Source organism: Pseudopedobacter beijingensis, from assembly GCF_042678145.1.
GTDB lineage: Bacteria > Bacteroidota > Bacteroidia > Sphingobacteriales > Sphingobacteriaceae > Pseudopedobacter > Pseudopedobacter beijingensis.
Map to the genome: position 1 here is coordinate 43,427 of NZ_JBHUDG010000044.1, position 25,053 is coordinate 68,479.

Here is a 25,053-nt window from a genome sequence, read left to right on the forward strand (position 1 = left end):
GAGGTTTACCAAAATTCATCCCTTTATGAAGATACCGAGGAAAATTACAGTAAAAATAATTAAATGAGCAAGAAGAATTTTAAAACTATAAAAGCCGAATTGTGTGTGGATAGAAAAGAATATATAACACCACACTATATACGGGTTTATTTAAAGGGAGAAGAAGTTAAAATTTTCCAAAATACAACTGTAGGAGTAAACAATAAGATATTGGTTCCGCCCAAAGGACTTAATAAGGTTTATTTTCCGGAGTTTGATTATGAAAGTATGCAGTGGAAGCCTCAGCCCGAAGCATTGAAACCGGCGGTAAGAACCTATACACATAGAGGTATAAATTTGGAAGATAATGAAATGTGGATAGACTTTGTGGCTCATGGAGAGGAAGGTCCGGCATCTGCATGGGCAATAAATGCAAAAAAAGGAGATGTGTTAGGATTGATGATGCATGATGGGCAAACAGAGCTTTATACTAAAGCAGATTGGTATTTACTAGTTGCCGATGCTACAGGAATTCCGGTGATAGCCTCCATTTTAGAGGATTTACCTGCGGAGGCTAAAGGCGTTTGTATATTGGAAGTTTTTGGAAAAGAAGACGAACAAAAATTAGACACAAAAGCAGATATCCGGTTTATTTGGTTACATAATCAGCATCCGCAAGAAACAAGTAATTTACCTTCTTATGTAAAGCAACAAAACTTACCAGAAACCTCCAAATTTGGTTATGTAGCAGCAGAATTTAATTCGGTAAAAGAAATAAGAACCTATTTGAGGAAAACGAAAAACTGGAAAAGGGAGGAGCTGAATGCCTATTCTTATTGGAAGTCAGGCGTGGCCGAAGATAAATCCGCAGTAGAAAGACACGAAGAAAACGAAGTAACAGTATAAATATTTATGGATAAACAGAAACAGCTTATTTTAAACGGATCGTTACCTAAAGTAATGTGGCAGCTGTCATGGCCTGCAGTGGTGGCAATGGTACTTTATGGGATGAACAATTTTCTGGATGGTATATTTGTTGGACATCTTATAAATAATACAGCATTAGCTGCGGTAGGTGTAGCCTATCCTTTGGCTCAGTTTGCTCAGGGTTTTGGTACCCTGATTGGAACTGGACTAGGGTCGGCTATTAGTATCTGGATAGGAGCGAATGATAAGGGAAAGCTGCGGAAATCTTTAGGTACAGCAAATTGCCTGACCTTAATATTTTCGTTGTTGATTACGATCCCCTGTTATTATTATGCCGATAATCTGATTTACATGATGGGAGGCAGAGGCGAAATAGCCATATTGGGAGCCGAATATTTTAGAGCAACCATATTGGGAAGTTTCTTTTGGATTCATGGTTTGGCTCTGAATATGATTATACGAGCCGAAGGACGCATGAAAACTGCTGCCTGGATGATTGCAGTAGGCTTGATAGTAGATGTTATTCTGAAGCCCATATTTATAGACACTTTAGGATGGGGAGTTGCCGGTGCAGCATGGGCAACCAACATATCCATGGTAGTTTATATGCTATTAGGGATTTGGTACTATGCCGGAGGAAAAGCATCTTTCAAAACCGTTTTCTGGTCGTTGAAATTGGATAAAGAAATTGTTAAAGAAACCCTTTCTTTAGGAATGCCCGGTTTTGTGATGATGGTAATGATAGTGGTACAGAATGTGGTGGTATTTAATGCACTGGCAAAATATGGAAACGATATGGATATTACCTTTTTTACTGCTGTTAATCGGTTTTATATTCTGCTGAATACTCCTTTATGGGGACTTATGAGAGCCCTGCAACCTGTTACAGGTATGAATTACGGAGCCAAACTGTACGAACGAAGTATCTCCTCTTATCGTATGTTTTCATTAACAGGCTTGTGTGTTTTGCTGCCCTTTTGGCTGTTTGTGATGTTATACCCTTCGGGAGTATTGTCTGTAATGATTCCGCATGTAGCGTTTACAAGCTATCAATTATTGGATTTTAGAGTTTATATGAGCGTATTGCTGGTACTTCCATTTATGTTTATGGCTATGGTGTGGTTTCCGGCAATAGATCACGCTAAACCTGCAACCATCATTAGTATTTTACGACAGGTAGTTTTTTACATCCCGGTGTTACTTATAGTGCCACATTTTTTTGGAATAAGAAGTATTTATATCGCAAGTGCTATTATAGATTGGTTGGTGTTTTTTATGATTTTATATGCTGTTTTTAAAAGTATCAACAAACTAAGAAGCCAAAATGTATCAGAAGAAGTAAACGTTTTTTTATAAAAGCTATGTTGTATTATTGGGTATTATATCTTGGAACCAAAAACTTTTTTGAGAATAAAAAATCTAAGGGTTTAGTACAATCTGATTGGTTTTCGGTCTGATTATTAGATTTTATATAATGAGGTGAAAAAATGCTCCGTCAGGATTTTACCTCATCATTCTGTCCATTTCCCTTTTCACATCGCGTTCCTTGATAGATTCCCGTTTATCAAAATCTTTTTTTCCTTGAGCAAGCGCTATTTCCATCTTGGCAAAACCACGCTCGTTAATAAAAATACGCAGCGGAATAATCGTTAGCCCTTTATCTTCCCCTTTAATCGATAATTTTTTGAGCTCCTTTTTGGTAAGCAATAACTTACGGTCCCTTTTAGCTTCATGATTATAAAAAGACCCATGAGAATATTCTGCAATATCCATATTCCTCACATAAAGCTCGCCGTTTAAGAAAGCACAAAAAGAATCGCTGATATTTGCTTTTCCCTGACGGATAGATTTGATTTCCGTACCAAGCAATTTAATTCCCGCTACAAACTTTTCTAAAAGATTATATTCAAAAGTTGCTTTCTTGTTTCTGATGTTAACGCTATTTGTAATCTTCGCTGCCATAGGTCTGCAAATATCATAAAATAAAGCGAATCGTAATAAAAAATAAGTTTCAAACTAAGTTTACTACTGACATACTGTTGACATCTGTAATTAGTAAATTGCAGATATTTTATCGGTATGATGGATGACGGTATAAAGAAATTTGATAGAGTTGTAGCTATTTTGACCTGTTTGCAAACTAAAAGGACAGTAAAAGCACAGGAACTGGCCAATAAGTTTGGCGTAAGTTTAAGAACCATTTATCGTGATATTAAAACTCTGGAAGCGTCAGGAGTGCCTATTATAGGAGAAGCAGGAACAGGTTATACCATTTTGGAAGGATACCGTTTACCTCCTATTATGTTTACCAAGCAGGAGGCAAGCAGCTTTGTTACCGCCGAAAAATTGATGAATAGTTTTACAGATAAAAATGTGAGGCAGGCATTTCAATCAGGAATAGATAAGATAAAGTCTGTTTTGCGAGGTTCCGATAAAGATTGGTTAGAAGCATTAGAAAAACAAATTGTAATCTACCATCACAATAAATTATTTAATGATGCGCTACCCCATGTTTTTGAAACCTTATTAGAAAGTATAGCCTCTAAAAAACAGGTTAAGATGTTTTACAGATCTTTTAATGAAGAACACACCGAAAGACTGATAGAGCCTGTAGGTATATTTAACGAAAACAGCTACTGGTATATTTTAGGTTATTGTTTGTTGCGGAAAGATTACCGACAATTTAGAACGGACAGGATATTGGGCTTAACCATTTTAGATTCTTCTTTTACAAAGGAACATGGGGCAGTAGAAAATTACAGGAAAAAAAGTACCGATGAACCTAAAAGAATATTAATCCTTTCAGTAGATAAAGAAGTTACTAAATATATTGCGGGTACCAGAAAATATTATGGGTTTATTGATGAAACCGTACGGGATAATGAGGTAGAAATGCGCTTTGCCCTGAACGAAAAATATGATGATTATTTTATACGCTGGTTTTTAATGTTTGCAGACCATGCCACCATTGTTTCTCCGGTAGACTTTAAGGATAAGGTCTCTGGATTATTGGAGCGTATTGCTTTAAGATTGTGAAGTGCTTTTTGTGTTTAAAGTTTTTTATAGTATGATAAACTCACTTTAAGTTTTTAATACTATTACTTGCCAATAATGATTTCATCTGTGTAATAGCTACTTTGTTCAGTTCGGTCAATCGTTCACTTTGAGAGAAGTTTTTTCCAATCAATAAGGCATTGATGCTTTCCATATTACTCAAAACTACTAATTGTTCTATCGTGGCTTCATCACGAATGTTGCCCTTGGCTTCGGGGTTTTGCTCTCGCCATTCTTTTGCTGTTTTGCCAAACAGTGCTACATTCAGCAGGTCAGCTTCGTTGGCATATACAAAAGTTATCTGTTGTTTGGTGATTTCTTTCGGAATCAGATTTTCTTTGATGGCATCGGTATGGATACGGTAATTAACCTTGGCTAAGGTGCGTTGTAAATTCCATTCTAATTGGGTACGGTTGCTTTCGTTATCTTTTAGCCTTTGAAATTCTTTGATAACAAACAGCTTAAATTCAATAGAAATCCACGATGCAAATTCCAAGGCAATATCTTTATGGGCAAAAGTACCACCATATCTTCCCGCTTTTGAAACAATACCAATTGCATTTGTGTTTTCTATCCAACGTTTAGGTGTCATCACAAAACTATTGAGTCCTGCTTGTTTTTTAAACCCCTCGAATTCGAGGGGTTTAAAATCAGGATTGTAAATTGTTTCCCAAAATCCCAATAGTTCTATGGTGTTGCGGTTTCGCATCCAATTCTGGATAATACTGTCTGTATATGCCTCCATTTTTTCCTTGTCGGGATAGGATACCTTTTGCATGAGTAGTTTCGGTCCATTTAGATGGAGATAGTGTAAATGAATTGCTGCCAGTTTCATATAAAAAGGAGTCGAATTCGACCCCTTTAAATTCGGGGTTATTAAGTTGTTCCCACAAACCAAGAAATTCGATGGTAGTTCGGGATCGCATCCAGTTTTTTACTACATCCTTAGGTTCTTTTGGGTTTTTATATCTTGCAATATCCGTTAGCGAAATATACTCCTCTTTATTATGCTCATAAAGAACAATATCGATTTGTTGAACAGTGATTATTCTATTCTTTGTCATTATTCTGGTTTTTGGTTAGTATCGTAAATTTACATAATCATACTAATAATTAGCTTGGTTTCCGGAATTAACATCTGTTATAGTTTAAAGCTTTATTTACAGAAAGTTTTAGATAAATAATTACAGGAAATTTATACCATAAATATTCTGGTCTCGTTTATAGAAACCAGAATATTTTTAAAAAAAGCAGGAGAAAAATAGCGCTTTGCGATGTGGGTAAATGTAGGGGAAAAAGAAAAATCCGTACTGATTAATCTCTCTCCCAAAAGAAGGGGGGCTCAATGCCCAAAGCTCTTAAGTAAACATAACCCTGGCCTCGGTGGTGAACTTCGTTTTCAATAAAATAAAAAACAGAGTCCATAATAGTAGAGTTATACATACCAAACAGGTTAAACATCTCCTGGAATCTTTCAGGTTTTATTTGTGTCCAGTATTGGTTAATTTCTTCCGTTGATTTATCCCATAAATCAAGAATCTGTTGTTTGGTAGAAATACCCTCAAGGTGCTGGTAAGTTCCGGGTGTGTCACTGGTAAATTCTTTTAAAGAAGGAACTGCGATAGATAGTAGCTCCATTGCCATTTCAGAAAAAGGCCTCATGCCTCCAATGGTAAAGTTAAAAAGATCCTGTTCCGGGAATTTTTCAATAAGCTTTCTGGTTACCTGTCTGTGGCCTTGCCAGTGTTTCAATAATTGCTCAGTGGTAATAATTGCTGTCGTTTCCATTTTATTTTTGTTTTGGATAAAAATTATATACCAAAAATATTAGCAAGTAATGACAGCAGTTTGTCAGTAGAGTTTATGAAAAAAATATTTTTTTCTATAAAAGTATTTCGGATGTAAAATTAACCCGATGTAAGTATGGTTGCGTTTATTTAAGCAACTGCGCTAATTGCTTTTTACTTAGAAACCCGGAATAGGTGGAGAGGATATTAAAATCTTTGTCAACCAGTACCCAGGCAGGATATCCTACAGTACTATTGATGAAAAAAGATTGTACGAAGGGGTGTGGCTGGTATTTTACAGGATTATCATTCCTGAATGTACGTTTATTGTATTTAACAATCTGGTCAGACTCGGCATCAAAATCTATAAAATTGTAACGTTCTGCTAGTTTTTCCTCCCGGTTTTTGTTTTTCAGGCTTTTACTTTGCATAGCGCAGTATACGCACCAGGTTGTGTGGAAATAAAGTAAAACAGGTTTGTTGTTTTGCAGAACAAGAGCATCAATATCCACCACTTTTTGTTGCGAAAAAGCACTTGTACCCGTAAGTACAAGTGCGATTGATATAATTAGACAAACAATTCTCATTATCTAAAAAGATTATACCTCACTCCCAGGAAACCTCTTATACCCTGCAAAGATGAATAATTATAGCTAGGATCAAAAGTGTAGCCATAAGGGTTGTTGATAGGGTCGTCTACATGATTGTCAAACGGATCAAATGGACGCATAATCGGGTTTTTAGGAACAAAGTTTAACAGGTTTTTTAATCCACCATAAACCTCTACACCATTTTTGAACTTCTTATTGACTTGTATGTTTGCAAGCATAAATAAAGGCGAATACTCCGGACGGAAGTCATCAGGTAAAATAGGTAATCTCATAGGACCATACCAGTTGCCTGTTAAATCTACAGACCAGCTTTTGGTAAAGGTGTAGCTTCCTACAAAAGTACCGGACCATTTTGGAGCATGTAATTGCCTTACCTTAACCATGGCGCCATCATCTTCCTCTTTTTTTTGGAAAACGTCCATATAAGACACACCAACCATTAATTTAAGCGGAAAAGTAAAAGCAAAATCGGTATTTAAGGAAATCCCTCTGGTAATGGCATGCCCGTTTAAATTCTGATAAATGATTTTATTAGGATCAGTATCAAAATCACCTACAATTTTATTGGAAAAATAGGAGTAGAATCCGGTAAAGTCAAAGCCCATAAAAACATTCTCGGTAGGGACTTTTAGAACATAATTGAGGTTGGCATTGATAGATCTTTCCGGGTTTAGCTCTTCCTGAATAACCACTTCTCTGGCTCCTGTTAAAGCAGCATGATCTTCTGTGAATAAATTAACTACCCTGAAACCTGTTCCAAAACTTCCCCTGAAAGTGTGGTGATGGTTTGGCGAGTATTTATAAGCTAAACGAGGCGAATGTATACCTCCATGATATTTATCGTAATCGTAACGGTAACCCGTTAATAAAGTGTTTTTATCATTTAGTTTCCATTCATCCTGAATAAACACACCTGGTAATGGTGTTTTTGCAGGCTTGTCTGTCCCGTCTTCATTCGCCGTCCCTGGAGTGTTGTCATTATACTCAGTATATCTGAATGATGCACCCAGTAACAAACTATGTTTCTTGCTCAAATCTTTGTCCCAATAACCTTGTAAGAAGCCTACATGTTGTGTCGCGTCATATTGCGTGTCTCCATACCAGGAATCTTGTTTATGCCAGTTATAAGAGTATTGCGTGAAGATTTTTTCCCGGGTAGGGAGTTGGTACAATCCAATTAATTCAGCTCTGTTGGTGTAAATACTTTCCCCATAAACCTGGTCACTTCCTCTGTAAGATTTGTTCCAGTTCATTTCGCCGCCCCATCTGTCTTCATAAACATACCTTGCGGCAATACTTGCCTGTTTGTTGTCTTTACGATCAAAACTCCATTTATTAAAAATAGAAATTCGGTCTTGCAAGGTCATGTCTGTGAAATTATCCTTATTCTTATCTATTTTGTTCTGAAAATTATAGTAGTTCAGACCCAGTAAGCTGGTGCTTTTATTCGCTTTCCATTTGATGGCAGCGTCAGCACTTACCTCGCCCCAGGTTGTAGAAAATATATCTGTAGTTAAAACAGGAGCCTTGTTCGGATTTTTGGTAATGACATTGATAATTCCTCCCATAGCTTCAGAGCCATATAGAGAAGAAGCAGGGCCTTTAACCACCTCAATACGTTCTACCATAGAATTTGGAATCCCACTAAGGCCGTACACTGTAGACAGGGCACTAACAATAGGCATTCCATCAATCAGAATCATGGTATAAGGGCCTTCCATTCCATTAATATGGATATCACCCGTATTACATACATTACAATTTAATTGTGGTTGTACACCGTTAACCATGCCAATGGCATCAAATAAGCTGGGTGTAGGGTTTTTTCTGAAGAGTTGAGGCGTAATAATCTCTACAGGAATAGGACTGTCGCTGCGGCTTACTTCTTTCATGGTTCCGGTGACAACCACTTCGCTTAAACCAAAATTGTCGTTTTCTAAATGAATATGTAGAGGCTTATTCTTTTCAGCTATCTGTACGTTGATTTTCCTGGCCTGATAGCCAACAGCCGAAATAACCAATGTTTTGTTTCCAAAAGGAACGCTCTTTAGGGTGAAATTTCCGTCGACATCCGAAATAGTGCCCAACGTACTGCCAGATACCTTTATAGATGCGTTAACAATAGCTCCGTCCTTAGAAAGGACCTGTCCCGATAAACTGCCTGTAGATTGTGCAGACAATGAGAGTGAAACTGCAAATAATAATAAAAAAAGTAGTGTGTTCTTCATTTTAAAATAAACAAAATAATTCCAGTAAGAGAGCGTATTTCTCTCTTTAAATAGTCTTTTAAAGTGTGAGTTAATAAATGAGATGAGGTGGTCCTCGTCGATAAGCGTCAGATAAAGTGTGAGTTAGCCAGAACCCAATTTGTAAATCTGTTTTAATAATAAGTTCCGGAATACGAAGTACAATAAAATCGAATAAGCTTACCGGAAGGATATTATTTCCATAAAATAGTTTAGCAAATGTTACATACTCGTTAGGTGTATGGGTATGTGGTTTTGGCTGTCCGTTATCTTTAGGAACAAATGGGTGGGCGTGTACCACAATTTGTCCATTAGGTAAGATATGGCTATGCACAAACAGGATACTGTTTAATAATAGAAAAGACAATAAAGCCAGGTAGTTTATGGCAATTGCTTTTCTATATCCTATTTTACTGATAACCATTTGTACAGAGCTTGTTATTTTCTTACAACCAATACCGGAACTTTTACATTATGTCTAACCGAATCAACGGTCGAACCAAATAAAAGGTCTTTAAAACCTTTGTGGCCATGGGTACCCAGCACAAGAAAGTCAATGTTGCTTTTGTTGACTATATCGGTTATGGCCTGTGCACTAGAACCATAGCCGATAGCCAACGTAGCTGTATAACCAAGTCTTTCCAGATTTTGCTGGTATTTTTTTAAATTATCCTCATCGTTAATAGTTTCCATATCCAAAACGTTTTGTTTATGGTATTTTGCTCCCGCAGTTTCTACAATGTGTATGAGTGTATAATGTGCTTTTTTTCCGCCTTGCAGCACCGCATGTCTGATCACATTTTTATCATTGTCCGAAAAATCAATAGCTACACCAATATTTTTATATTCGATAGCATTTAAGTCGGCAAAAGTGACTGCAGAACCATGAGGAACAAGAGGATCTTTGATTTTTTTGTTCCTGCTTAGAAGAGGCTCTACAATAATATAAAGTAAAAGTAAACCTAAAGCTATAGCAATGGGGATGATGGCAACATAAATCCAGATATCATTTTTACCAGACTCCTGTAGCCAGATATTTATTTCATCTATAACCAGTTTTACATTTAAAATAATAATAACACCTGCACTTATCCATGCCAGTATCTTTACCCAATTTTTAATAACAAATTCACCCATTTCATTTTTATTGGAGGTGAAATAGATAAGGGGAATAATAGCAAAGGCTAACTGAAGGCTGAGTACCACCTGACTTAAAATAAGAAGTTCTCCCAATGCATTTTCGCCAAAATGCAATATGGTGAAGAAAGCAGGGGCAATAGCTAGTAAACGTGTTATTAATCGCCTTACCCAAGGTTCTATACGAAGGTTAAGATGCCCTTCCATTATAATCTGGCCTGCTAAAGTGCCTGTAATTGTAGAACTTTGCCCCGATGCAATAAGAGCGATAGCAAAAAGGGTAGGAGCAGCATTACCAAAAATGTTTTCAAGGAGTTTGTAAGCATCTTGTATTTCAGCAACTTCATGATAGCCATTTTCATAAAAAGCCGCTGCTGCTAATATCAATATAGCCGCATTTACAAAAAAGGCAAGATTTAATGCAATGGCAGTATCCATAATGTTAAATTTGATGGCCTGCCTGATGCCAGAACTTGTTCTTTCGATTTTACGGGTTTGTACTAAAGAAGAATGTAAATACAGGTTATGCGGCATAACCGTAGCTCCAATAATACCTATAGCAATATAAAGCGCACTACTGTTAAGTTCAGAAGGGACAAGGCCTTTTACTACTTCGCCCAGGTCTGGCTTCACAATAAACATCTCGAATAAAAACGAAAGGCCTACAATAAAAACCATGGATAGTATAAAGGCTTCCATGCTTCGCATACCTTTTTTTAATAAAAAAAGTAATAAGATGGTATCTAAAACAGTAATACTTATTCCCCATATTATAGGCAGGCCAAAAAGTAAGTTTAAACCGATAGCCATACCTATGATTTCTGCTAAATCACAAGCTATTATAGCTATTTGTGCCAATATATAAAGAGGAAGATTTACCCATTTAGGATAAGCCTTTTTAGAAGCCTGTGCCAGGTCTAAACCTTTTACTATGCCCAGCCTTGCACTTAACGATTGTAATAAAAGTGCTATCAGGTTAGACATTAGCAAAACCCAAATAAGTTTATATCCGAATTGCGATCCACCGGCAAGGTCTGTAGCCCAGTTTCCCGGATCCATATAGCCCACACTAATCAGATATGCCGGACCTAAAAAAGCAAAAACCTTTCGCCAGCCTTTCTTTTGATTAGGATCTACGGATTGATGTACCTCACTTAATGATTCTGATGCCATTTCTATTTTATCTTTTTAACTTCAGTTGGGCAGAATAAATTTTTACTGCTAAAAACTAAAGCTTATAATCTTTGTCTAAAAATATTGATTCTGCAAATATAATTAAAATATTAGTCTTGTCTAACTTTTTAATTAGAATTGATGTTTTTATGTTTTGACAGCCCGAAATTTTATCATGTTTCATGAATAAAATATATCTTTACACCGTAAAATATAGCACATGGAATTAGATAAAATTGATCTGAATATTCTGAAAATCATGCAGGAGAACGGCCGTATCACTAATTTACAGCTTTCACAGCTCATTGGTTTATCGCCTGCACCCACTTTAGAGCGTGTAAGAAAATTAGAAAATTCTGGTTATATAAAGAGTTATCATGCGCTGGTTGATGAAGAAAAATTAGGTTTAGGAATCAAAACCTTTATACAGGTATCTCTGGATTTTCATCAGAATGATACTATAAATATATTTCAGCAAGAAATAGCAGCCATTAAAGAAGTGACAGAGTGCCATCACGTAACAGGGCAATGCGACTTTATTTTAAAGGTGTACGTAAAAGATATAAAAGCTTACGAGCAGTTGATTATGCATAAGATTAGTAAAATATCAGTAGTCAAAACTTTTCAAACGCTCATGATTCTTTCTACCAGTAAAAAAGAACCCATAGTGCCTATAGAGTATTAACCTGAACTCGATTAATATTTCATTGTTTTTGAGTGATTTGGACATTATTTCATGTTTAGTTCCGAAGTAAATTCGGAAGACACCCCTATTTTTGTCATTGCGAGGAACGAAGCAATCTCTTTTGGCATTACTCTCATAGCCTTTTTATAATCGAATCTCAGGTTATTAGATAAGTTTACCGTTTACAGCTTGTACAAGCGCTTTGACTTTTAACAGGCATTCTTCGTACTCTTTTTCTGCATCAGCATAGTAAGTAATAGCACTTCCGGCGTGGAACGAAAGATATTGCTGGCTTGCATTATATAAAATGCTTCTGATAACTACGTTAAAATCAAAATCATTATTCGGAGAAATATAGCCTAGGGCACCCGAATAAATCCCCCTTTTGGTTTTTTCGTAGTGTTCCATGAGTTGCATAGCCCGTATTTTAGGAGCTCCCGTCATGCTACCCATAGGGAAAGTGTTTTTTAGAATATCAATAACAGATAAAGTAGGATTTGCTTTACATATTACGGTAGATATCATCTGATGAACCTGCTGAAAACTATATACTCCAAAAAGTTCTTCAACAGTAACAGACCCCTTTATGGCAGATTTGGTGAGGTCATTTCTTACCAAATCAACAATCATAACATTTTCCTGGCGTTCTTTAGGATGTTGCTGGAGGGTGTTTTTAAGCCAAAGGTCTTCTTCCGTATTTTTACTACGTTTAGCGGTTCCTTTAATGGGTTGCGAAATTAATTGATTACCTCTTTTAGCCAAAAAACGCTCGGGACTGGCACAGATAATAAATTTATCAAACCATTTGAAATAACTTGAAAAAGGGGCTTTTGACAAAGCGTTTAACTTTAGAAAAGATGCTAAAGGAGAAATAATAGCGTTCTCTGAATAAAAATCAATACAAAAATTAGTTTCGTAAATGTCCCCGGCAGCTATATGCTGCTGTATAGCTTTTACCTTAGTAATATATTCTTCCCGAGTAAAACGTTGTTGTATTAGCGGCGGTTCTTCTTGTTCCTGAGGCGATAAGGAAGGTGTGATATTGATGATTTCATCAGCTATTGATGGATTACCCAGAATAACATCCAGTCCGTTTTTAGATAATCCTATCAGGTATTTTGGAACAAAGAAAAAGCAATCCGGAAAAGAAAGAGCATCCAGATTAGAGGATGTTAATTTTTCGACATCATTTTTTAAGTCGTAACCCAATCCGCCAAAAATCCATCCAGGGTTAGATTGTCTGAATTTTTCCAGTTTTTCAAAAGCCTCTCTATAATCAGTATGTAAGATGTCAGTATAATCTGCGGCAATTAAATACTGATATTTGGAGTATTTCTCCTGATAATCATTAGAGTCTAAAACAGCGCATACTTCAAATTGGTTTGCCCAATTTAATGCTTTCCATTTTAAAGAATCAATAGCTGTATCCATACCCTTATTGGGCAAAATTACTTTATATAAAGTCCAAATTCAAAAGTAAAAGATAAAAAACATAAGCTGTTCATACACAGTTATAAAAAATGTTTATTGATAAAATTCTGATTTAAGATTTATATAAAAAATAAAAATCCGAAGTGTTTGACTTCGGATTTTCTTATAGTTTTTTAGATAATTTAAAGTTCCAGTGTTTGCACTCTGTCTGGTCCTACTGATAAAAACTTGATAGGAACTTCCAGGTGTTTTTCCAGATAATCAATGTAGCTTTCCAGTTTAGCAGGAACTTCATCTTTAGAGCGTATTCCTGTTAAATCTTCATTCCAGCCATCAATTTCCTCAAATATTGGCTCAGGTTTAATACTGTTGATGTCGTAAGGCATATAATCAATAACTTCACCATTGTATTTATAATGCGTACAAGCGTATATTTTCTCGAAAGAATCCAGTACATCCGCTTTCATCATAATTAACTGAGTAACACCGTTTAGCATAATAGCATATTTAAGAGCTGGAATATCAATCCATCCGCATCTTCTTGCTCTTCCGGTAGTAGCACCAAACTCACGTCCTATAGCTCTTAGTTTTTCTCCGGTTTCGTCTTCCAGTTCAGTAGGGAAAGGTCCGCCACCTACACGGGTACAGTAAGCCTTAAAAATACCAAATACTTCGCCAATAGTGTTAGGGGCAATACCCAAACCAGTACAAGCTCCGGCTGTAGTAGTGTTTGATGAAGTTACAAAAGGATAAGAACCAAAATCTATATCCAACAGGGTTCCCTGTGCACCTTCTGCCAATACTTTTTTACCTTCTTTAATGTATTGGTTCACTAAATGTTCACTGTCTACAAACTCAAATTGTTTTAAGTAATCCAATGCTTCAAAGAAAGCTTTCTCTTTTTCTGAAAAATCATCCACCTCTCCGTAATGAGAAAGTATATTCAGATGTTTTTCTACCAGTTTAGCATAACGTTCTTTAAAATCAGGTAAATGTACATCTCCAATACGAAGACCATTTCTACCAGTTTTGTCCATATAAGTAGGACCAATTCCTTTTAATGTAGACCCAATTTTTCCATCGCCCATTTTCTTTTCAGAAGCCGCATCCAGTAACTGGTGAGAAGGCAATATCAAATGTGCTTTTTTCGCTATTACTAAGTTTTTCTTAGCCAATAAGTCGTGTCCGGCAGCTTTTAGAGTATCCAATTCCCTTTTCAGGATAATAGGATCTATAACTACACCATTTCCGATAAGATTCAAGGTTTTATCCTCGAAAATTCCGGAAGGGATTGTATTTAAAACAAACTTTTTTCCATCGAATTCCAGCGTGTGGCCGGCATTTGGACCGCCTTGAAAGCGGGCGATTAAATCGTATTTAGGGGCTAGTACATCAACTATTTTCCCTTTTCCTTCATCACCCCACTGAAGGCCTAATAACACATCAACTGCCATTGTTTTGTGGTAAGTATTTATTTCTATTAATTTTTGTTGCTATAAGATTCGCAATGGCCTTCTGCTAATTTTGCACAGTTTCCGTAAAGATTTAATGAATGGTGCTGTATATTAAATTTTAATAAATCTCCCATCATTGATTGGATTTGTTGCACCCTTGGGTCGCAGAATTCAACAACTTTCCCACAATCTAAGCAGATAATATGGTCGTGTTGTTTGTAGCCATAGGACTTTTCGAATTGAGCCATGTTTTTACCAAATTGGTGTTTGGTAACTAAATCACAAGAAAGTAACAGTTCCAGCGTATTATAAACAGTAGCCCTGCTTACCCTGTATTTTTTGTTCTTCATGTGGATGTATAACGATTCTACATCGAAATGATCTGTTCTTGAATAGATTTCTTCGAGTATGGCAAACCTTTCGGGGGTTTTTCTGAGATTCTTGTTTTCTAAATAAGACTCAAAAATCTTTTTTACCATCTCTATGGTTTCTTGTGTAGCCATGGTGATTCTTAGAGCTTCAAAGTTATTAAAAAATACTATATAGATAAATGTTTTTAGTTTTTTGCTGCAATAGGTTCCAGATTAGAATCAAAACGTGACACATCTGTGATACCTTTTACTTGTTTTATACGATTAATAAGGTCGTCTAAATGTTTCGTGTCATTAACATAAATCATAATTGAACCATTAAAAATGCCCTCGTCCGTATCAAAAGAAATAGAACGCATATTTACCTTGAAATCATTAGATATGATTTGGGTAAGATTATTAATCAGTCCAACTTCATCTATTCCGGATATCTTTAATCCCGTTAAGAAAGCCACCTCTTTTTGGCTGTTCCATTTAGCCTTTACTATTCTATAGCCAAAGTTTGACATCAGCTTAGTGGCATTAGGGCAGTTGGTACGGTGAATTTTTATGCCGTCAGAAACAGTCACAAAACCAAACACGTCATCTCCCGGAATAGGGTTACAACAATTAGCAAGCTTATAGTCTATTTTCTGTAGATCTTCTCCAATTAATAATACGTCACTGGCATTGGTTTTAACCTCCTTAATAAGCGCCTGTATTTTCTCGGATTCTATTGTTTGCTGAGATTTTTGTTCTACATTCTTCTCAGAAGCAGCATATTCCTTTAAGTCTTTAACATCTATAAAACCTTTGGCTACATTATAAAACAGATCCTGAGTAGTAGGAAGTTTAAAATAATAGCTTAGCTTCTGAATATTATCCGTGTTGTAATTTATTTTGAGCGATTTTAGTTTTCGTTCCAGTATCTCTTTTCCATCCTCGGCAACCTTCCTTTTTTCCTCTTTCAGTGAAGACTTAATTTTTCCCTTTGCTTTGGCCGTAACCACAAAACCTAACCAATCTTCTTTAGGAGTTTGTTTCCCCGAAGTAATCACCTCCACCTGATCCCCGTTTTGAAGCTTATGAGAAAGCGGAACCAATTTATGGTTAACCTTTGCCCCAATACAATGTGCCCCCACATCTGTATGTATTTCAAAAGCAAAATCCAGCGCAGTGGCATCCGTAGGTAATTGTATAAGGTCGCCTTTTGGAGTAAAAATGAATATCTCGTCAGAGAATAAATTCATCTTAAAATCATCCAGAAAATCCAGCGCATTCGCTTCAGGATTGCTCAGTAACTCACGCACCTTATGCACCCACTGGTCCAGACCACTGTCATTAGAAGACTCTTTATATTTCCAGTGCGCCGCAAATCCTTTCTCTGCAATTTCATTCATGCGCTGCGTACGTATCTGTACTTCAACCCATTGTCCTTTAGGGCCCATTACCGTAGTGTGTAAAGACTCGTAACCATTCGCCTTCGGAGACGATACCCAGTCACGTAATCTGTCAGGATTAGGACGATAAAGATCAGTAACAATAGAATAAGCCTTCCAACACTCCGATTTTTCGTTTTCAGGTCGGCTATCCAGTATAATTCTGATAGCAAATAAATCATACACCTCCTCAAAAGGAATTGATTTTTTGCGCATCTTATTCCAGATAGAATGTATAGATTTCGGTCGCCCCACCACTTCAGCAACCAATCCCTGTTCTGCCAATATGCGTTTAATAGGTTCTATAAACTCTTTGATGAACCTTTCGCGTTCAGCCTTTTTCTCATTTAATTTTTGCGCTATAAATTTATAAGTATCCGGTTCCATGTATTTCATGGAAAGATCCTCCAGTTCAGATTTTATAGCATAAAGTCCTAGCCTGTGAGCCAGCGGAGCATAGAGGTAAACCGTTTCAGAAGAAATTTTTAATTGCTTATCACGAGGCATAAAGTTCATGGTCCTCATATTATGCAACCGGTCTGCCAGCTTAATTAATATAACCCTTACATCATCAGCAAGAGTTAATAGCATTTTTCTAAAATTCTCTGCCTGGATAGAGCTGTTGGCATCAAAAACGCCGGATATTTTGGTTAAGCCATCAATAATTTTGGCACATTTTTTACCAAACTCTCTCTCAATATCTTCCAGGGTAATATGTGTGTCCTCTACAACATCGTGTAATAAAGCACATACAATAGAGGTAGTACCCAAACCAATCTCCTCAGCAGCAATCTGCGCAACAGCAATGGGGTGGTATATATAAGGTTCACCAGATTTTCGGCGCATATCCTTATGGCTCTCCACGGCTAAATCAAAAGCCTGACGTATCATTTTCTTATCGCCTTTTTGAAGAGTTGGTTTGCAGGCCCTTAAAAGAGCTCTATACCTTTTTAATATCTCCGATTTTTCCGCTTCTAAATCTATTACGTAATCCATATTTATCCTCTGAAAAGCTAAGTAAATGATTTTACATTTAAGTAACGAATTTAGGGTTACTTATTATGAGGAAAGGTAATTAATAAGTGATAAATTCGTATATTAAAAATATGAAAATTATAGGTTTTTTGCTCATCCAAATTTTCGGATTTCTGTCATTTTATACAAATGCACAGCCGCCTACCTTTATATTGGGCAAAAATGATACCCTAAAAGTAGCTATAACCAATATAGATGGAGAGTGGATGCCATGGATAGCATTAAATCAGGTAAACGTTATAGATAAAAGAACATTTAAAAGTCAAGAAGATTACAATTATTACCGCAGATTACGTTATAATGTCTTAAAAGTTTTACCTTACGCCAGGTATGCAGGAGACCGGTACAGAAAATTGGAACGGGATTTGGCCATGCAGCCAGACAAGAGAAAACAAAAGGTATTGATTAAGGAATGTGAGAAAGAAATAAAGGATCTTTTTAATCGGGAGATTAAAGATCTGACTATTTCTCAGGGCGAAATACTGATTAAATTGATAGACAGAGAAACAGGTAATAGTAGTTACTCGTTGTTAAAAGATACAAAAGGTGGGGTTACAGCCTTTTTTATGCAATCATTGGCAAGAGTTTTTGGTCACGATTTAAAGACCAAGTATGATGTAGAAACGGATAGAGAGATTGAAAATATCATTAGAACATCAGGGTACTACAATTACCAATAACGATGAATTAATGGAGAATACAATATACCAGTTTAGGGTAAGAACCGCCCTTGGACTAGAGTTAACATTAGATGCTTTTAAAGATAAAGTATTGATGATTGTAAATACAGCATCTGAATGTGGTTTTACCCCGCAGCTAGAAGGATTAGCTAAACTAAAAGAGTTTTTTAAAAACGAACCCTTTGAAATACTGGCTTTCCCAAGTAACGATTTTGGAGGACAAGAACCTCTGGAAGATTTAGAAGTAGTGAAATTCTGCGAAACCAAATACAAAACTAACTTTCCCGTTTTTAGTAAAATAAAGGTCAGAGGACAAAATATACATCCCTTGTATAGTTTTTTGTCCAACAAAAAACAGAATGGTAAAGTAAGTACATCACCCAAATGGAATTTTCATAAATACCTGATTAACCAAAAAGGGCAGGTGGTAGATTTCTTTTATCCATTTACCAAACCCGATAGCTCAAAAGTGAGAAAGAGAATTAAGAAATTATTTTCCGCCGATTCTTTAAAGAACACACCCGAAAACAGATAGTCCCATGAAATTAGATTTATTGTTTATAGCCGCCCATCCTGATGACGTTGAACTGGCAGCATCAGGCACTATTCTGAAGCATAAAGCCATGGGCAAAAAAGTTGGAATAATAGACTTGACAAGAGGAGAGCTGGGCACCCGTGGAACAGCAGAAATTAGAGATAAAGAAGCTGCGGAAGCCGCATCTATTTTAGGAATAGATGTCCGGGAAAATTTAGGACTTAAAGATGGATTCTTTAAAAACGACGAAGAACATCAGAAAAAAATAATTGAAATAATCAGGAAATACGCCCCTGAGATAATTATAACTAATGCTTATTATGATCGGCACCCCGATCATGGCCGCGCCTGCGAGTTGGTAAACGATTCTTGTTTTTTAGCCGGCTTACCCAAAATAGTTACCACACTTAATGGTGTTGAGCAAAAAGCCCATAGACCAAGACTGTTATTACATTTTATACAGGACACCTATATAAAACCCGATATTGTGATCGATATTTCTGCTTTCCACGATCAGAAAATTAAAGCAATACAGGCCTATAAAACTCAGTTTTATGTAGAAGGCGTAACACTGGATGATCCGCAAACATACATTTCAAATCCTCAATTTCTGGAAGTAATCATAGGTAGAGCCCGTGAGTTTGGAAAAGCGATACAGGTGCCATTTGCAGAAGGATTTTTATCTAAGAAAATATTGGGAGTAGGCAGCTTATTTGATTTAGAGTAGTAAATTGTTTTATTTTCTTTATGTTTGGAATTTTACCAATCATTATGAAAACGCATTTTATACTTAAATTATTTTCTTTTTTGTTTGCGTCAACATTGTTGCTCGCTTCCTGTAAAAAATCCAATAATGATATTTCTCAGGAAAAATTTAAGGTTAAACTTTCTGGGTTTGCAGAAAAAACACTTTTTGTTGTTGAGACAAATGTGCGTGTTATGGAATTGGATGCTATGTTAAAAGCAACAGGTAGACAACACACTACAACAATTGGAGCAGATGGAAGGTATGATACCGAACTGGAACTGCAGTCTTCTTTGGTGAAGATTATAGCAACGGGAAACTATTATGATGAGTTAACCGGACAAAAATCAGAACGTCCAATCAGTTTAGAAGCTATTGTTCAAGTCGGAAATGGCGAACAAGAAGCAAATATAAATGTGTTTACCCATCTGGAACAAGAGAGGCTAATAAAGAAACTGCAGGAGCAGCAAAAAAGTATAGCAGCAGCTAAAAAAGAAGCAGCTGATGAGTTAATGGCATTGTTAAATGTGGTCAGAACAAATAGCAAACAAACACACGAAATGAAGTTTATGGATGGAGATAGAGAATCGGCCGCGATGCTGGCTATATCTACCATGTTGCTTAACCGTGATAGAAGCACAGTAAATGATTTTCTGGATGAAATGAAAAAAGATTTCTCTGATGGTGACCTTAAAGATGAATTAAAAGAAAGATTGTTTAAAGATGCAGATAAGATTGACTTAGAAAAGGTAAAGCAAAATCTCATTGAAGTCTATCAACAATATGGACACCAATTTAATCCGGGAGATATAACCATTCCTAACCCTTTGATTAAAACCGAAGAAGACCCATTAATCATGGTGAAAGCTACCATGGAAGCTTTAATGGAAGCTACAAAACAACTTTTTGTAGTGGATGCCTTATATACACGAAATATTGATGAAACAATAATCAAAAATAACTTTGATTATAGAGCATTATATGAGCATACTCATCAGTCAAATAGTATAGCTATAAACAACCTTTTTAAATTACATTATAATGTGGTTAATCGTAGCAGTTCAGTCATAGAGATGTTTGAGAAAAAAACTGCAACTGCTGTAGATAAATATCATGGTACTGTTTTGTTAAACAGGAGTATAGCCTATTTGAATATTATACAATATTGGGGCGATCCAATTATGGTGACAACTACAACAAGCCCTCAGGATTTACCAATAAGAACACCATGGCCAACAGCTTTAAATATGGTTATAGCTGATTTGAAAAAAGCAGAACAGTTACTTCCTGAAAATGGAGAAAACTATGTAGCCTCTAAATATGCAGCTAAAGCCGTTTTGGCAAGAGCCTATTTGTTGCAGCAAAATTATCCAGAGGCCAAATATCATCTGGATCAAATTATTTCCAGTAAGAAGTTTAAGATTGACCCAGATTATGGAAATGTTTTCAACCCCTCCAGCGAAGAAACTATTTATGTGATACCTAAAGACTTGGATGTGACTGGAAATCCTAATGCTTTTTTCGAGATAAATATGAGAAAAGGAGAATTAATTCCCTTAATACGATATGCAGAAATACTATTGATGGCAGCCGAATGCAATGCTGTTATGGAAGATGCTGTAGGTATTGAAGAATACTTAAATCCCGTATTTAAACGTCAGCATGGTGAGGACTTAGACTCTGGATACGGTAAAGCCGGCGCAGAAGAAGTTATATTCGGTTTATGGATGTCAGATATGGTTAGAGAAGGCCTAAGTTTTGGTGTGTATAAAAGGTTAGAAATTGGAGAATACCTCTTTGAAAAGCCACATCTTAGACTACTGCCCATTCCCGAACACGAGAGGCAGCTTAATAAAAAGCTTACACAAAACCCAGAATATTAATAATAGCAGCTGTAGAAATTATATTGTAAAGCTCAGCTGTCTAATAAAAATTTTCCAGGGGCTGTATCAAAAGTAAAAGTGTTGTCATTTTGATGAGTACAGCGAAGAGAAATCTCTTCCTAAGTACTTCTGAAAGAGATCCCTCGACTGCGATCGGGATGACAAGGTGCTTTTTGATACAGCCCCTTTTTTGTATCCCTCATCCTAAGAGTTATCGGTCATCCTCTTTTGAATACTTAGCTAAAGTACATGATGTCAATTCTCTGTTTTTTGATGGCTCTATTTTTGCCAATAGCTAACAAAAGTTTTATCTTGTTGTTTCCTGTAAGGACATTACATATTTATTACTTTATAACAGATAAAGTAAGCTGTTAATCGATGTGAAATTTTTAGTTTTTAAACTTTTAGATCCGAAATTATGTCAAATATTTTTTCAAAAGCAAAAAACATATACAATCTATTCAAATCAGTAGATTTTAAACAATTAGAAGCCCTGTCCAAAAAAGTAGACTTGCAAGAGGTAATGACCCAGTTTGGAAAAATGGACGAGAAGCAGTTGGCCGGTTTAATGAAAATGGTAAGTGGAGGACGAAAAAAGAAAGAACTACCTCCAATTGATGGCGATTTTTACGACTTATCAGACAGGCTTTCCCCTGAAGACAGAGCCCTGCAATTGAAAGTACGTGAGTTTATGGAAACTGAAATAAAACCCATCGTTAATAAATATTGGAACCGGGCAGAATTTCCTTTCGAAATTATTCCAAAAGTAGCCGAACTCGATATCTGCGGAGTAACCTTTGAAGGTTATGGTTGTCCCAATAAATCCTTTTTAATGGAAGGTATCCTCGCCAGTGAAATGGGACGGATAGATGCCTCTATAGCCACTTTTTTCGGTGTACAAAGTGGATTGGCCATGGGGTCAATTTATGTTTGTGGATCCGAAGAACAAAAACAACAATGGTTACCACGAATGCAAAAACTGGAAATTATAGGTTCCTTTGGATTAACCGAACCCGAAGTAGGTTCAGCAGCGGCAGGAGGATTAACCGTAACAGCAAAACGACAAGGAGATAAATGGATTTTAAACGGACAAAAGAAATGGATTGGCAATGCAACCTTTGCAGATGTTAATATTATATGGGCCAGAGATGTAGATGATAATCAAGTTAAAGGTTTTATTGTAGAAAAAGGAAATCCAGGGTTTTCTGTAGAAAAGATAGAAAATAAAATGGCACTTCGTATTGTTCAAAATGGGTTAATAACATTAACCAATTGCGAAGTAACCGAAGAAAATAGACTTCAAAATTGTAACTCTTTCAAAGATGTAGCTAAAGTGTTGAAAATGACCAGGGCAGGAGTAGCTTGGATGGCTGTTGGCTGCGCCAGAGGGGCCTATGAAAGCGCTCTGAAATATACCAGAGAAAGAGTGCAGTTTGGCAAGCCCATAGCCTCTTTTCAATTGATCCAGAATCATCTGGTTGAAATGTTATCGAATATAACAGCAATGCAAACTTTAGTGTACAGGCTGTCCGAATTACAGGATCAGGGAAAATTAACCGATGAACATGCCTCTTTAGCAAAAGTATTTTGCACCATGCGTACACGTGATGTAGTAAGCAGGGCCAGAGAAGTGATGGGAGGAAATGGTATTTTATTAGAATATGATGTAGCACGTTTTGTTGCCGACGCAGAAGCCATATACTCTTACGAAGGAACCAAAGAGATCAATTCTTTAATAGTAGGAAGGGCAATAACAGGCTTCAGTGCTTTTGTTTAAATCTGCTAACAGAAAGAAAGCAGCAGGCAGACGTAAATCAGTCGGAAACTTTGTGTAAGGAGCCTGTTCCACAATAGCGCACCTCAGTAAACATAAAAATCGCGAGATTCAAGAATAATCTCGCGATTTTTGTGTTTTATTAAATTATTTGTTGTTGCAAAGAAGTCATTGTTCCATTACTTGTACTGTAAAGAAGTCGCCTGGAAAATATATCTGATCTGGCTATACAGAATATTTGGAGAGGCGGTTTTAGACCTATAGCATGTTTTTTCCTTACTGCTTTTCTTGTTTTTTATGAACAGGATTTTTTATCATATGATTTGGGTCCTGACCTGTAATGTTACCTCAAATCACATCCTTCTCTTCTTACTCATTTATTAAGCAGACTACACCTCTATCAATACCTAATCTGCTTCTATATAAATCTATTAATTATCTATAATCACTTCAAGTTGAGTCCATGTTTTTAGTTAATAACATGGACTCTCTATAGATTTGTATTAGAGATGTAATGTTTTGTATTAGAATGAATTAAGGTGAAATGTAAAATGTATTTGGTATATTGCTTATTACTAACCAAATCATATAAACGATGGCAGTAATAGATAGCAAAGGAAGACTCCATGGGAAAATAGGTAATGTGGTTTACCGTACTATGGGTAATATAAAAATAGTACAGTCCAGGCCAGCCAGAGTGCGGCAAACCCTTTCTACAAAAGAAAGCGCACTGGAATTTGGGCTGGTAAGTAATTGCGGGCGTATTCTACGTAGTTTATATAGCTCCTTTTCCAGTTGCAGCGATGGCAGATTACTTAACCGTATGAATGTAGCCTTGTTGAAAACTTTGAAAGATACCGAGAAGCCTCGGGGCGAACGTGATTTACATGACGGTAATGCTGAGCATCTAAAAGGGTTACAGTTCAATATAAACTCTCCGTTGACTGCGGTTTTATCTGTCCGACCACTATGTTCCCTAGTAGAAGGAGGTGTCAGAGTCCAGTTACCCTTTTTTAAAGTATCAACGCAGTTGCAATTACCCCGATATACCAAAAATGCGGTATTGCGACTGATGATTGTAGCCATTAACTTTAGGGAGGGTTATTATGAATACCTGGATTACAAAGATATCTCTTTACAATATGGAATGGTTGTGCCAGAGCAAGAATGGTTCTCGGAAATTGCACTGCCAGCAGGAAGCATAGTTTTGGTGAGTGCTTCTTTGCACTGTTTTGGGATGAAAGGTATTGATGGAGAACCGTTGAGTCTGAATGGGAAGGAATATAGTCCGGCGGAGATTATAGGGGCTTATAGGATGGCAGAAGAGGTTAGAAATGAGGATAAGCCGGGAGAAACAATCGATAATGAGACAGTACCAAAATATACAAGCTCTAACCGTCATCGCCTGATCAATTACCGGGGGAAAGAAATACTGCAAGAAATTGCCTTAAAGCGTAAGCGAGACAAAAAGTACCAGGAACGCCTTGTCCGAAATAAGATTAGTGAAACCGAAGAAAATAGTGTTATAAACGGGGTAAATTTACCTCTTATAGGAAAAGTGTTTTATAAAAAGGAATAGAGGGCTAATGTCCACATTGATCTTCTATATTGTATAAGGTTTTTTTATATAATGATAATTTCTGCTGTTATTTATTCTTTAAACGTGTTCTGACCACAAGCTTAAATTGGATGGAATGATTGATGATTTCTTTCCGTGGATAGTAGCAGTTCTTTTTATGCGTTTAGAATAAAAACAGCAATAGATATAGCTATCCCTAGTATGTTGATGGAATTACAGAAAACAATCTTTGAAATTAAAGTATGTTTTTTAATCACTAATGTATAAATTCCAAACATTAAAAAAACCGTAAATATTAATGTAGGCAAGAGCATGATTGAACAAAACTCGCAAGGTTGATTAGTCTTGAGTGAGGTGGAAAAAGCATATGTAGAAAATAGAGATAATAAACCTGCAAAAAAGATGTTTAAGAATCCTAAAGTACAACCTGTTTTAACTTTATTCGAGGGTGTTTCACGAACTGTGTCAATAGTGTAACTTTAAACTATCGACATAAATATGGCAACACAATACGATTTTGATTTTGAATCCTTTAAAAAGGAAGCTATA

The 25,053-nt window shown here is 36.4% G+C and carries 22 protein-coding genes; 10 read left to right on the forward strand and 12 right to left on the reverse strand.

Features of this window, described 5'->3' with window-relative positions; translation table 11 throughout:
- Positions 1-63 precede the first annotated feature (63 nt).
- Positions 64-885 carry a siderophore-interacting protein gene (locus tag ACFSAH_RS15350; RefSeq protein WP_379663621.1) on the forward strand — a complete coding sequence of 274 codons (822 nt, stop codon included), beginning with the start codon at positions 64-66 and terminating at the stop codon, positions 883-885.
- A 6-nt stretch (positions 886-891) separates the two neighbouring features.
- A complete protein-coding gene (locus tag ACFSAH_RS15355; RefSeq protein WP_379663622.1) occupies positions 892-2,262 on the forward strand; it encodes an MATE family efflux transporter in 1,371 nt (456 codons plus the stop codon).
- A 147-nt stretch (positions 2,263-2,409) separates the two neighbouring features.
- Here the strand turns inward: ACFSAH_RS15355 and smpB are convergent, their stop codons facing one another.
- Positions 2,410-2,868, reverse strand: coding sequence for an SsrA-binding protein SmpB (gene smpB, locus ACFSAH_RS15360; RefSeq protein WP_379663623.1), 459 nt, complete (start codon positions 2,866-2,868; stop codon positions 2,410-2,412).
- A 117-nt stretch (positions 2,869-2,985) separates the two neighbouring features.
- On the opposite strand from smpB, the gene ACFSAH_RS15365 reads away from it, so the two are divergent.
- Complete coding sequence (locus ACFSAH_RS15365) at positions 2,986-3,942, forward strand: helix-turn-helix transcriptional regulator (RefSeq protein ID WP_379663624.1); 957 nt, start codon at positions 2,986-2,988, stop codon at positions 3,940-3,942.
- Positions 3,943-3,982: 40 nt separating this feature from the next.
- Here the strand turns inward: ACFSAH_RS15365 and ACFSAH_RS15370 are convergent, their stop codons facing one another.
- The 7 genes from ACFSAH_RS15370 to ACFSAH_RS15400 all read right to left on the reverse strand — a co-directional run bounded on the left by ACFSAH_RS15370 (position 3,983) and on the right by ACFSAH_RS15400 (position 10,914).
- Positions 3,983-4,705, reverse strand: a complete 723-nt coding sequence (locus ACFSAH_RS15370; RefSeq protein WP_379663625.1) for a KilA-N domain-containing protein — start codon at positions 4,703-4,705, stop codon at positions 3,983-3,985.
- A complete protein-coding gene (locus tag ACFSAH_RS15375) occupies positions 4,611-5,024 on the reverse strand; it encodes a KilA-N domain-containing protein (protein WP_379663626.1) in 414 nt (137 codons plus the stop codon). The genes ACFSAH_RS15370 and ACFSAH_RS15375 overlap by 95 nt, the downstream gene beginning before the upstream one ends.
- Before the next feature lie 250 nt (positions 5,025-5,274).
- Positions 5,275-5,748: a DinB family protein gene (locus ACFSAH_RS15380; RefSeq protein WP_379663627.1), complete on the reverse strand. Its 474-nt coding sequence runs from the start codon at positions 5,746-5,748 to the stop codon at positions 5,275-5,277.
- A gap of 145 nt (positions 5,749-5,893) precedes the next feature.
- On the reverse strand, positions 5,894-6,334 hold the full coding sequence (locus tag ACFSAH_RS15385; protein WP_379663628.1) for a thioredoxin family protein: 441 nt from the start codon (positions 6,332-6,334) through the stop codon (positions 5,894-5,896).
- Entirely contained in the window at positions 6,334-8,586 is a 2,253-nt protein-coding gene (locus ACFSAH_RS15390) for a TonB-dependent receptor (RefSeq protein WP_379663629.1), read from the reverse strand. The genes ACFSAH_RS15385 and ACFSAH_RS15390 overlap by 1 nt, the downstream gene beginning before the upstream one ends.
- A gap of 70 nt (positions 8,587-8,656) precedes the next feature.
- A complete protein-coding gene (locus ACFSAH_RS15395; RefSeq protein ID WP_379663630.1) occupies positions 8,657-9,028 on the reverse strand; it encodes a hypothetical protein in 372 nt (123 codons plus the stop codon).
- Positions 9,029-9,042: 14 nt separating this feature from the next.
- Positions 9,043-10,914, reverse strand: coding sequence for an Nramp family divalent metal transporter (locus ACFSAH_RS15400; RefSeq protein WP_379663631.1), 1,872 nt, complete (start codon positions 10,912-10,914; stop codon positions 9,043-9,045).
- Between the two features lie 220 nt (positions 10,915-11,134).
- On the opposite strand from ACFSAH_RS15400, the gene ACFSAH_RS15405 reads away from it, so the two are divergent.
- On the forward strand, positions 11,135-11,599 hold the full coding sequence (locus ACFSAH_RS15405; protein ID WP_379663632.1) for an Lrp/AsnC family transcriptional regulator: 465 nt from the start codon (positions 11,135-11,137) through the stop codon (positions 11,597-11,599).
- Between the two features lie 165 nt (positions 11,600-11,764).
- Here the strand turns inward: ACFSAH_RS15405 and ACFSAH_RS15410 are convergent, their stop codons facing one another.
- The 4 genes from ACFSAH_RS15410 to ACFSAH_RS15425 all read right to left on the reverse strand — a co-directional run bounded on the left by ACFSAH_RS15410 (position 11,765) and on the right by ACFSAH_RS15425 (position 17,269).
- On the reverse strand, positions 11,765-13,030 hold the full coding sequence (locus tag ACFSAH_RS15410; protein WP_379663633.1) for an anthranilate synthase component I family protein: 1,266 nt from the start codon (positions 13,028-13,030) through the stop codon (positions 11,765-11,767).
- Between the two features lie 182 nt (positions 13,031-13,212).
- Entirely contained in the window at positions 13,213-14,484 is a 1,272-nt protein-coding gene (locus tag ACFSAH_RS15415) for an adenylosuccinate synthase (protein WP_379663634.1), read from the reverse strand.
- Between the two features lie 26 nt (positions 14,485-14,510).
- The gene (locus ACFSAH_RS15420; protein ID WP_379663635.1) at positions 14,511-14,987 is read right to left on the reverse strand and encodes a Fur family transcriptional regulator; all 477 of its coding nucleotides are present in this window, start codon (positions 14,985-14,987) and stop codon (positions 14,511-14,513) included.
- Positions 14,988-15,040: 53 nt separating this feature from the next.
- Positions 15,041-17,269, reverse strand: coding sequence for a RelA/SpoT family protein (locus ACFSAH_RS15425; RefSeq protein ID WP_379663636.1), 2,229 nt, complete (start codon positions 17,267-17,269; stop codon positions 15,041-15,043).
- Positions 17,270-17,379: 110 nt separating this feature from the next.
- Here ACFSAH_RS15425 and ACFSAH_RS15430 point away from each other — a divergent pair, with 110 nt between their 5' ends.
- The 6 genes from ACFSAH_RS15430 (at position 17,380) to ACFSAH_RS15455 (ending at position 24,504) form a co-directional block, all read left to right on the forward strand.
- Positions 17,380-17,988, forward strand: coding sequence for a DUF4294 domain-containing protein (locus ACFSAH_RS15430; RefSeq protein WP_379663637.1), 609 nt, complete (start codon positions 17,380-17,382; stop codon positions 17,986-17,988).
- Positions 17,989-17,998: 10 nt separating this feature from the next.
- Positions 17,999-18,523: a glutathione peroxidase gene (locus tag ACFSAH_RS15435; RefSeq protein ID WP_379663638.1), complete on the forward strand. Its 525-nt coding sequence runs from the start codon at positions 17,999-18,001 to the stop codon at positions 18,521-18,523.
- Positions 18,524-18,527: 4 nt separating this feature from the next.
- Positions 18,528-19,250: a bacillithiol biosynthesis deacetylase BshB1 gene (gene bshB1 / locus ACFSAH_RS15440; RefSeq protein ID WP_379663639.1), complete on the forward strand. Its 723-nt coding sequence runs from the start codon at positions 18,528-18,530 to the stop codon at positions 19,248-19,250.
- 44 nt (positions 19,251-19,294) lie between these two features.
- Complete coding sequence (locus ACFSAH_RS15445; protein WP_379663640.1) at positions 19,295-21,151, forward strand: RagB/SusD family nutrient uptake outer membrane protein; 1,857 nt, start codon at positions 19,295-19,297, stop codon at positions 21,149-21,151.
- 418 nt (positions 21,152-21,569) lie between these two features.
- Positions 21,570-22,928, forward strand: coding sequence for an acyl-CoA dehydrogenase family protein (locus ACFSAH_RS15450; protein WP_379663641.1), 1,359 nt, complete (start codon positions 21,570-21,572; stop codon positions 22,926-22,928).
- A 592-nt stretch (positions 22,929-23,520) separates the two neighbouring features.
- The gene (locus ACFSAH_RS15455; RefSeq protein WP_379663642.1) at positions 23,521-24,504 is read left to right on the forward strand and encodes a hypothetical protein; all 984 of its coding nucleotides are present in this window, start codon (positions 23,521-23,523) and stop codon (positions 24,502-24,504) included.
- Positions 24,505-25,053: the final 549 nt, after the last annotated feature.

Coding starts and splice junctions, on each gene's coding strand:
- ACFSAH_RS15350 (WP_379663621.1), top strand. CDS start 64: ATGAGCAAGAAGAATTTTAAAACTATAAAAGCCGAATTGTGTGTGGAT.
- ACFSAH_RS15355 (WP_379663622.1), top strand. CDS start 892: ATGGATAAACAGAAACAGCTTATTTTAAACGGATCGTTACCTAAAGTA.
- smpB (WP_379663623.1), bottom strand. CDS start 2,868: ATGGCAGCGAAGATTACAAATAGCGTTAACATCAGAAACAAGAAAGCA.
- ACFSAH_RS15365 (WP_379663624.1), top strand. CDS start 2,986: ATGATGGATGACGGTATAAAGAAATTTGATAGAGTTGTAGCTATTTTG.
- ACFSAH_RS15370 (WP_379663625.1), bottom strand. CDS start 4,705: ATGGAGGCATATACAGACAGTATTATCCAGAATTGGATGCGAAACCGC.
- ACFSAH_RS15375 (WP_379663626.1), bottom strand. CDS start 5,024: ATGACAAAGAATAGAATAATCACTGTTCAACAAATCGATATTGTTCTT.
- ACFSAH_RS15380 (WP_379663627.1), bottom strand. CDS start 5,748: ATGGAAACGACAGCAATTATTACCACTGAGCAATTATTGAAACACTGG.
- ACFSAH_RS15385 (WP_379663628.1), bottom strand. CDS start 6,334: ATGAGAATTGTTTGTCTAATTATATCAATCGCACTTGTACTTACGGGT.
- ACFSAH_RS15390 (WP_379663629.1), bottom strand. CDS start 8,586: ATGAAGAACACACTACTTTTTTTATTATTATTTGCAGTTTCACTCTCA.
- ACFSAH_RS15395 (WP_379663630.1), bottom strand. CDS start 9,028: ATGGTTATCAGTAAAATAGGATATAGAAAAGCAATTGCCATAAACTAC.
- ACFSAH_RS15400 (WP_379663631.1), bottom strand. CDS start 10,914: ATGGCATCAGAATCATTAAGTGAGGTACATCAATCCGTAGATCCTAAT.
- ACFSAH_RS15405 (WP_379663632.1), top strand. CDS start 11,135: ATGGAATTAGATAAAATTGATCTGAATATTCTGAAAATCATGCAGGAG.
- ACFSAH_RS15410 (WP_379663633.1), bottom strand. CDS start 13,030: ATGGATACAGCTATTGATTCTTTAAAATGGAAAGCATTAAATTGGGCA.
- ACFSAH_RS15415 (WP_379663634.1), bottom strand. CDS start 14,484: ATGGCAGTTGATGTGTTATTAGGCCTTCAGTGGGGTGATGAAGGAAAA.
- ACFSAH_RS15420 (WP_379663635.1), bottom strand. CDS start 14,987: ATGGCTACACAAGAAACCATAGAGATGGTAAAAAAGATTTTTGAGTCT.
- ACFSAH_RS15425 (WP_379663636.1), bottom strand. CDS start 17,269: ATGGATTACGTAATAGATTTAGAAGCGGAAAAATCGGAGATATTAAAA.
- ACFSAH_RS15430 (WP_379663637.1), top strand. CDS start 17,380: ATGAAAATTATAGGTTTTTTGCTCATCCAAATTTTCGGATTTCTGTCA.
- ACFSAH_RS15435 (WP_379663638.1), top strand. CDS start 17,999: ATGGAGAATACAATATACCAGTTTAGGGTAAGAACCGCCCTTGGACTA.
- bshB1 (WP_379663639.1), top strand. CDS start 18,528: ATGAAATTAGATTTATTGTTTATAGCCGCCCATCCTGATGACGTTGAA.
- ACFSAH_RS15445 (WP_379663640.1), top strand. CDS start 19,295: ATGAAAACGCATTTTATACTTAAATTATTTTCTTTTTTGTTTGCGTCA.
- ACFSAH_RS15450 (WP_379663641.1), top strand. CDS start 21,570: ATGTCAAATATTTTTTCAAAAGCAAAAAACATATACAATCTATTCAAA.
- ACFSAH_RS15455 (WP_379663642.1), top strand. CDS start 23,521: ATGGCAGTAATAGATAGCAAAGGAAGACTCCATGGGAAAATAGGTAAT.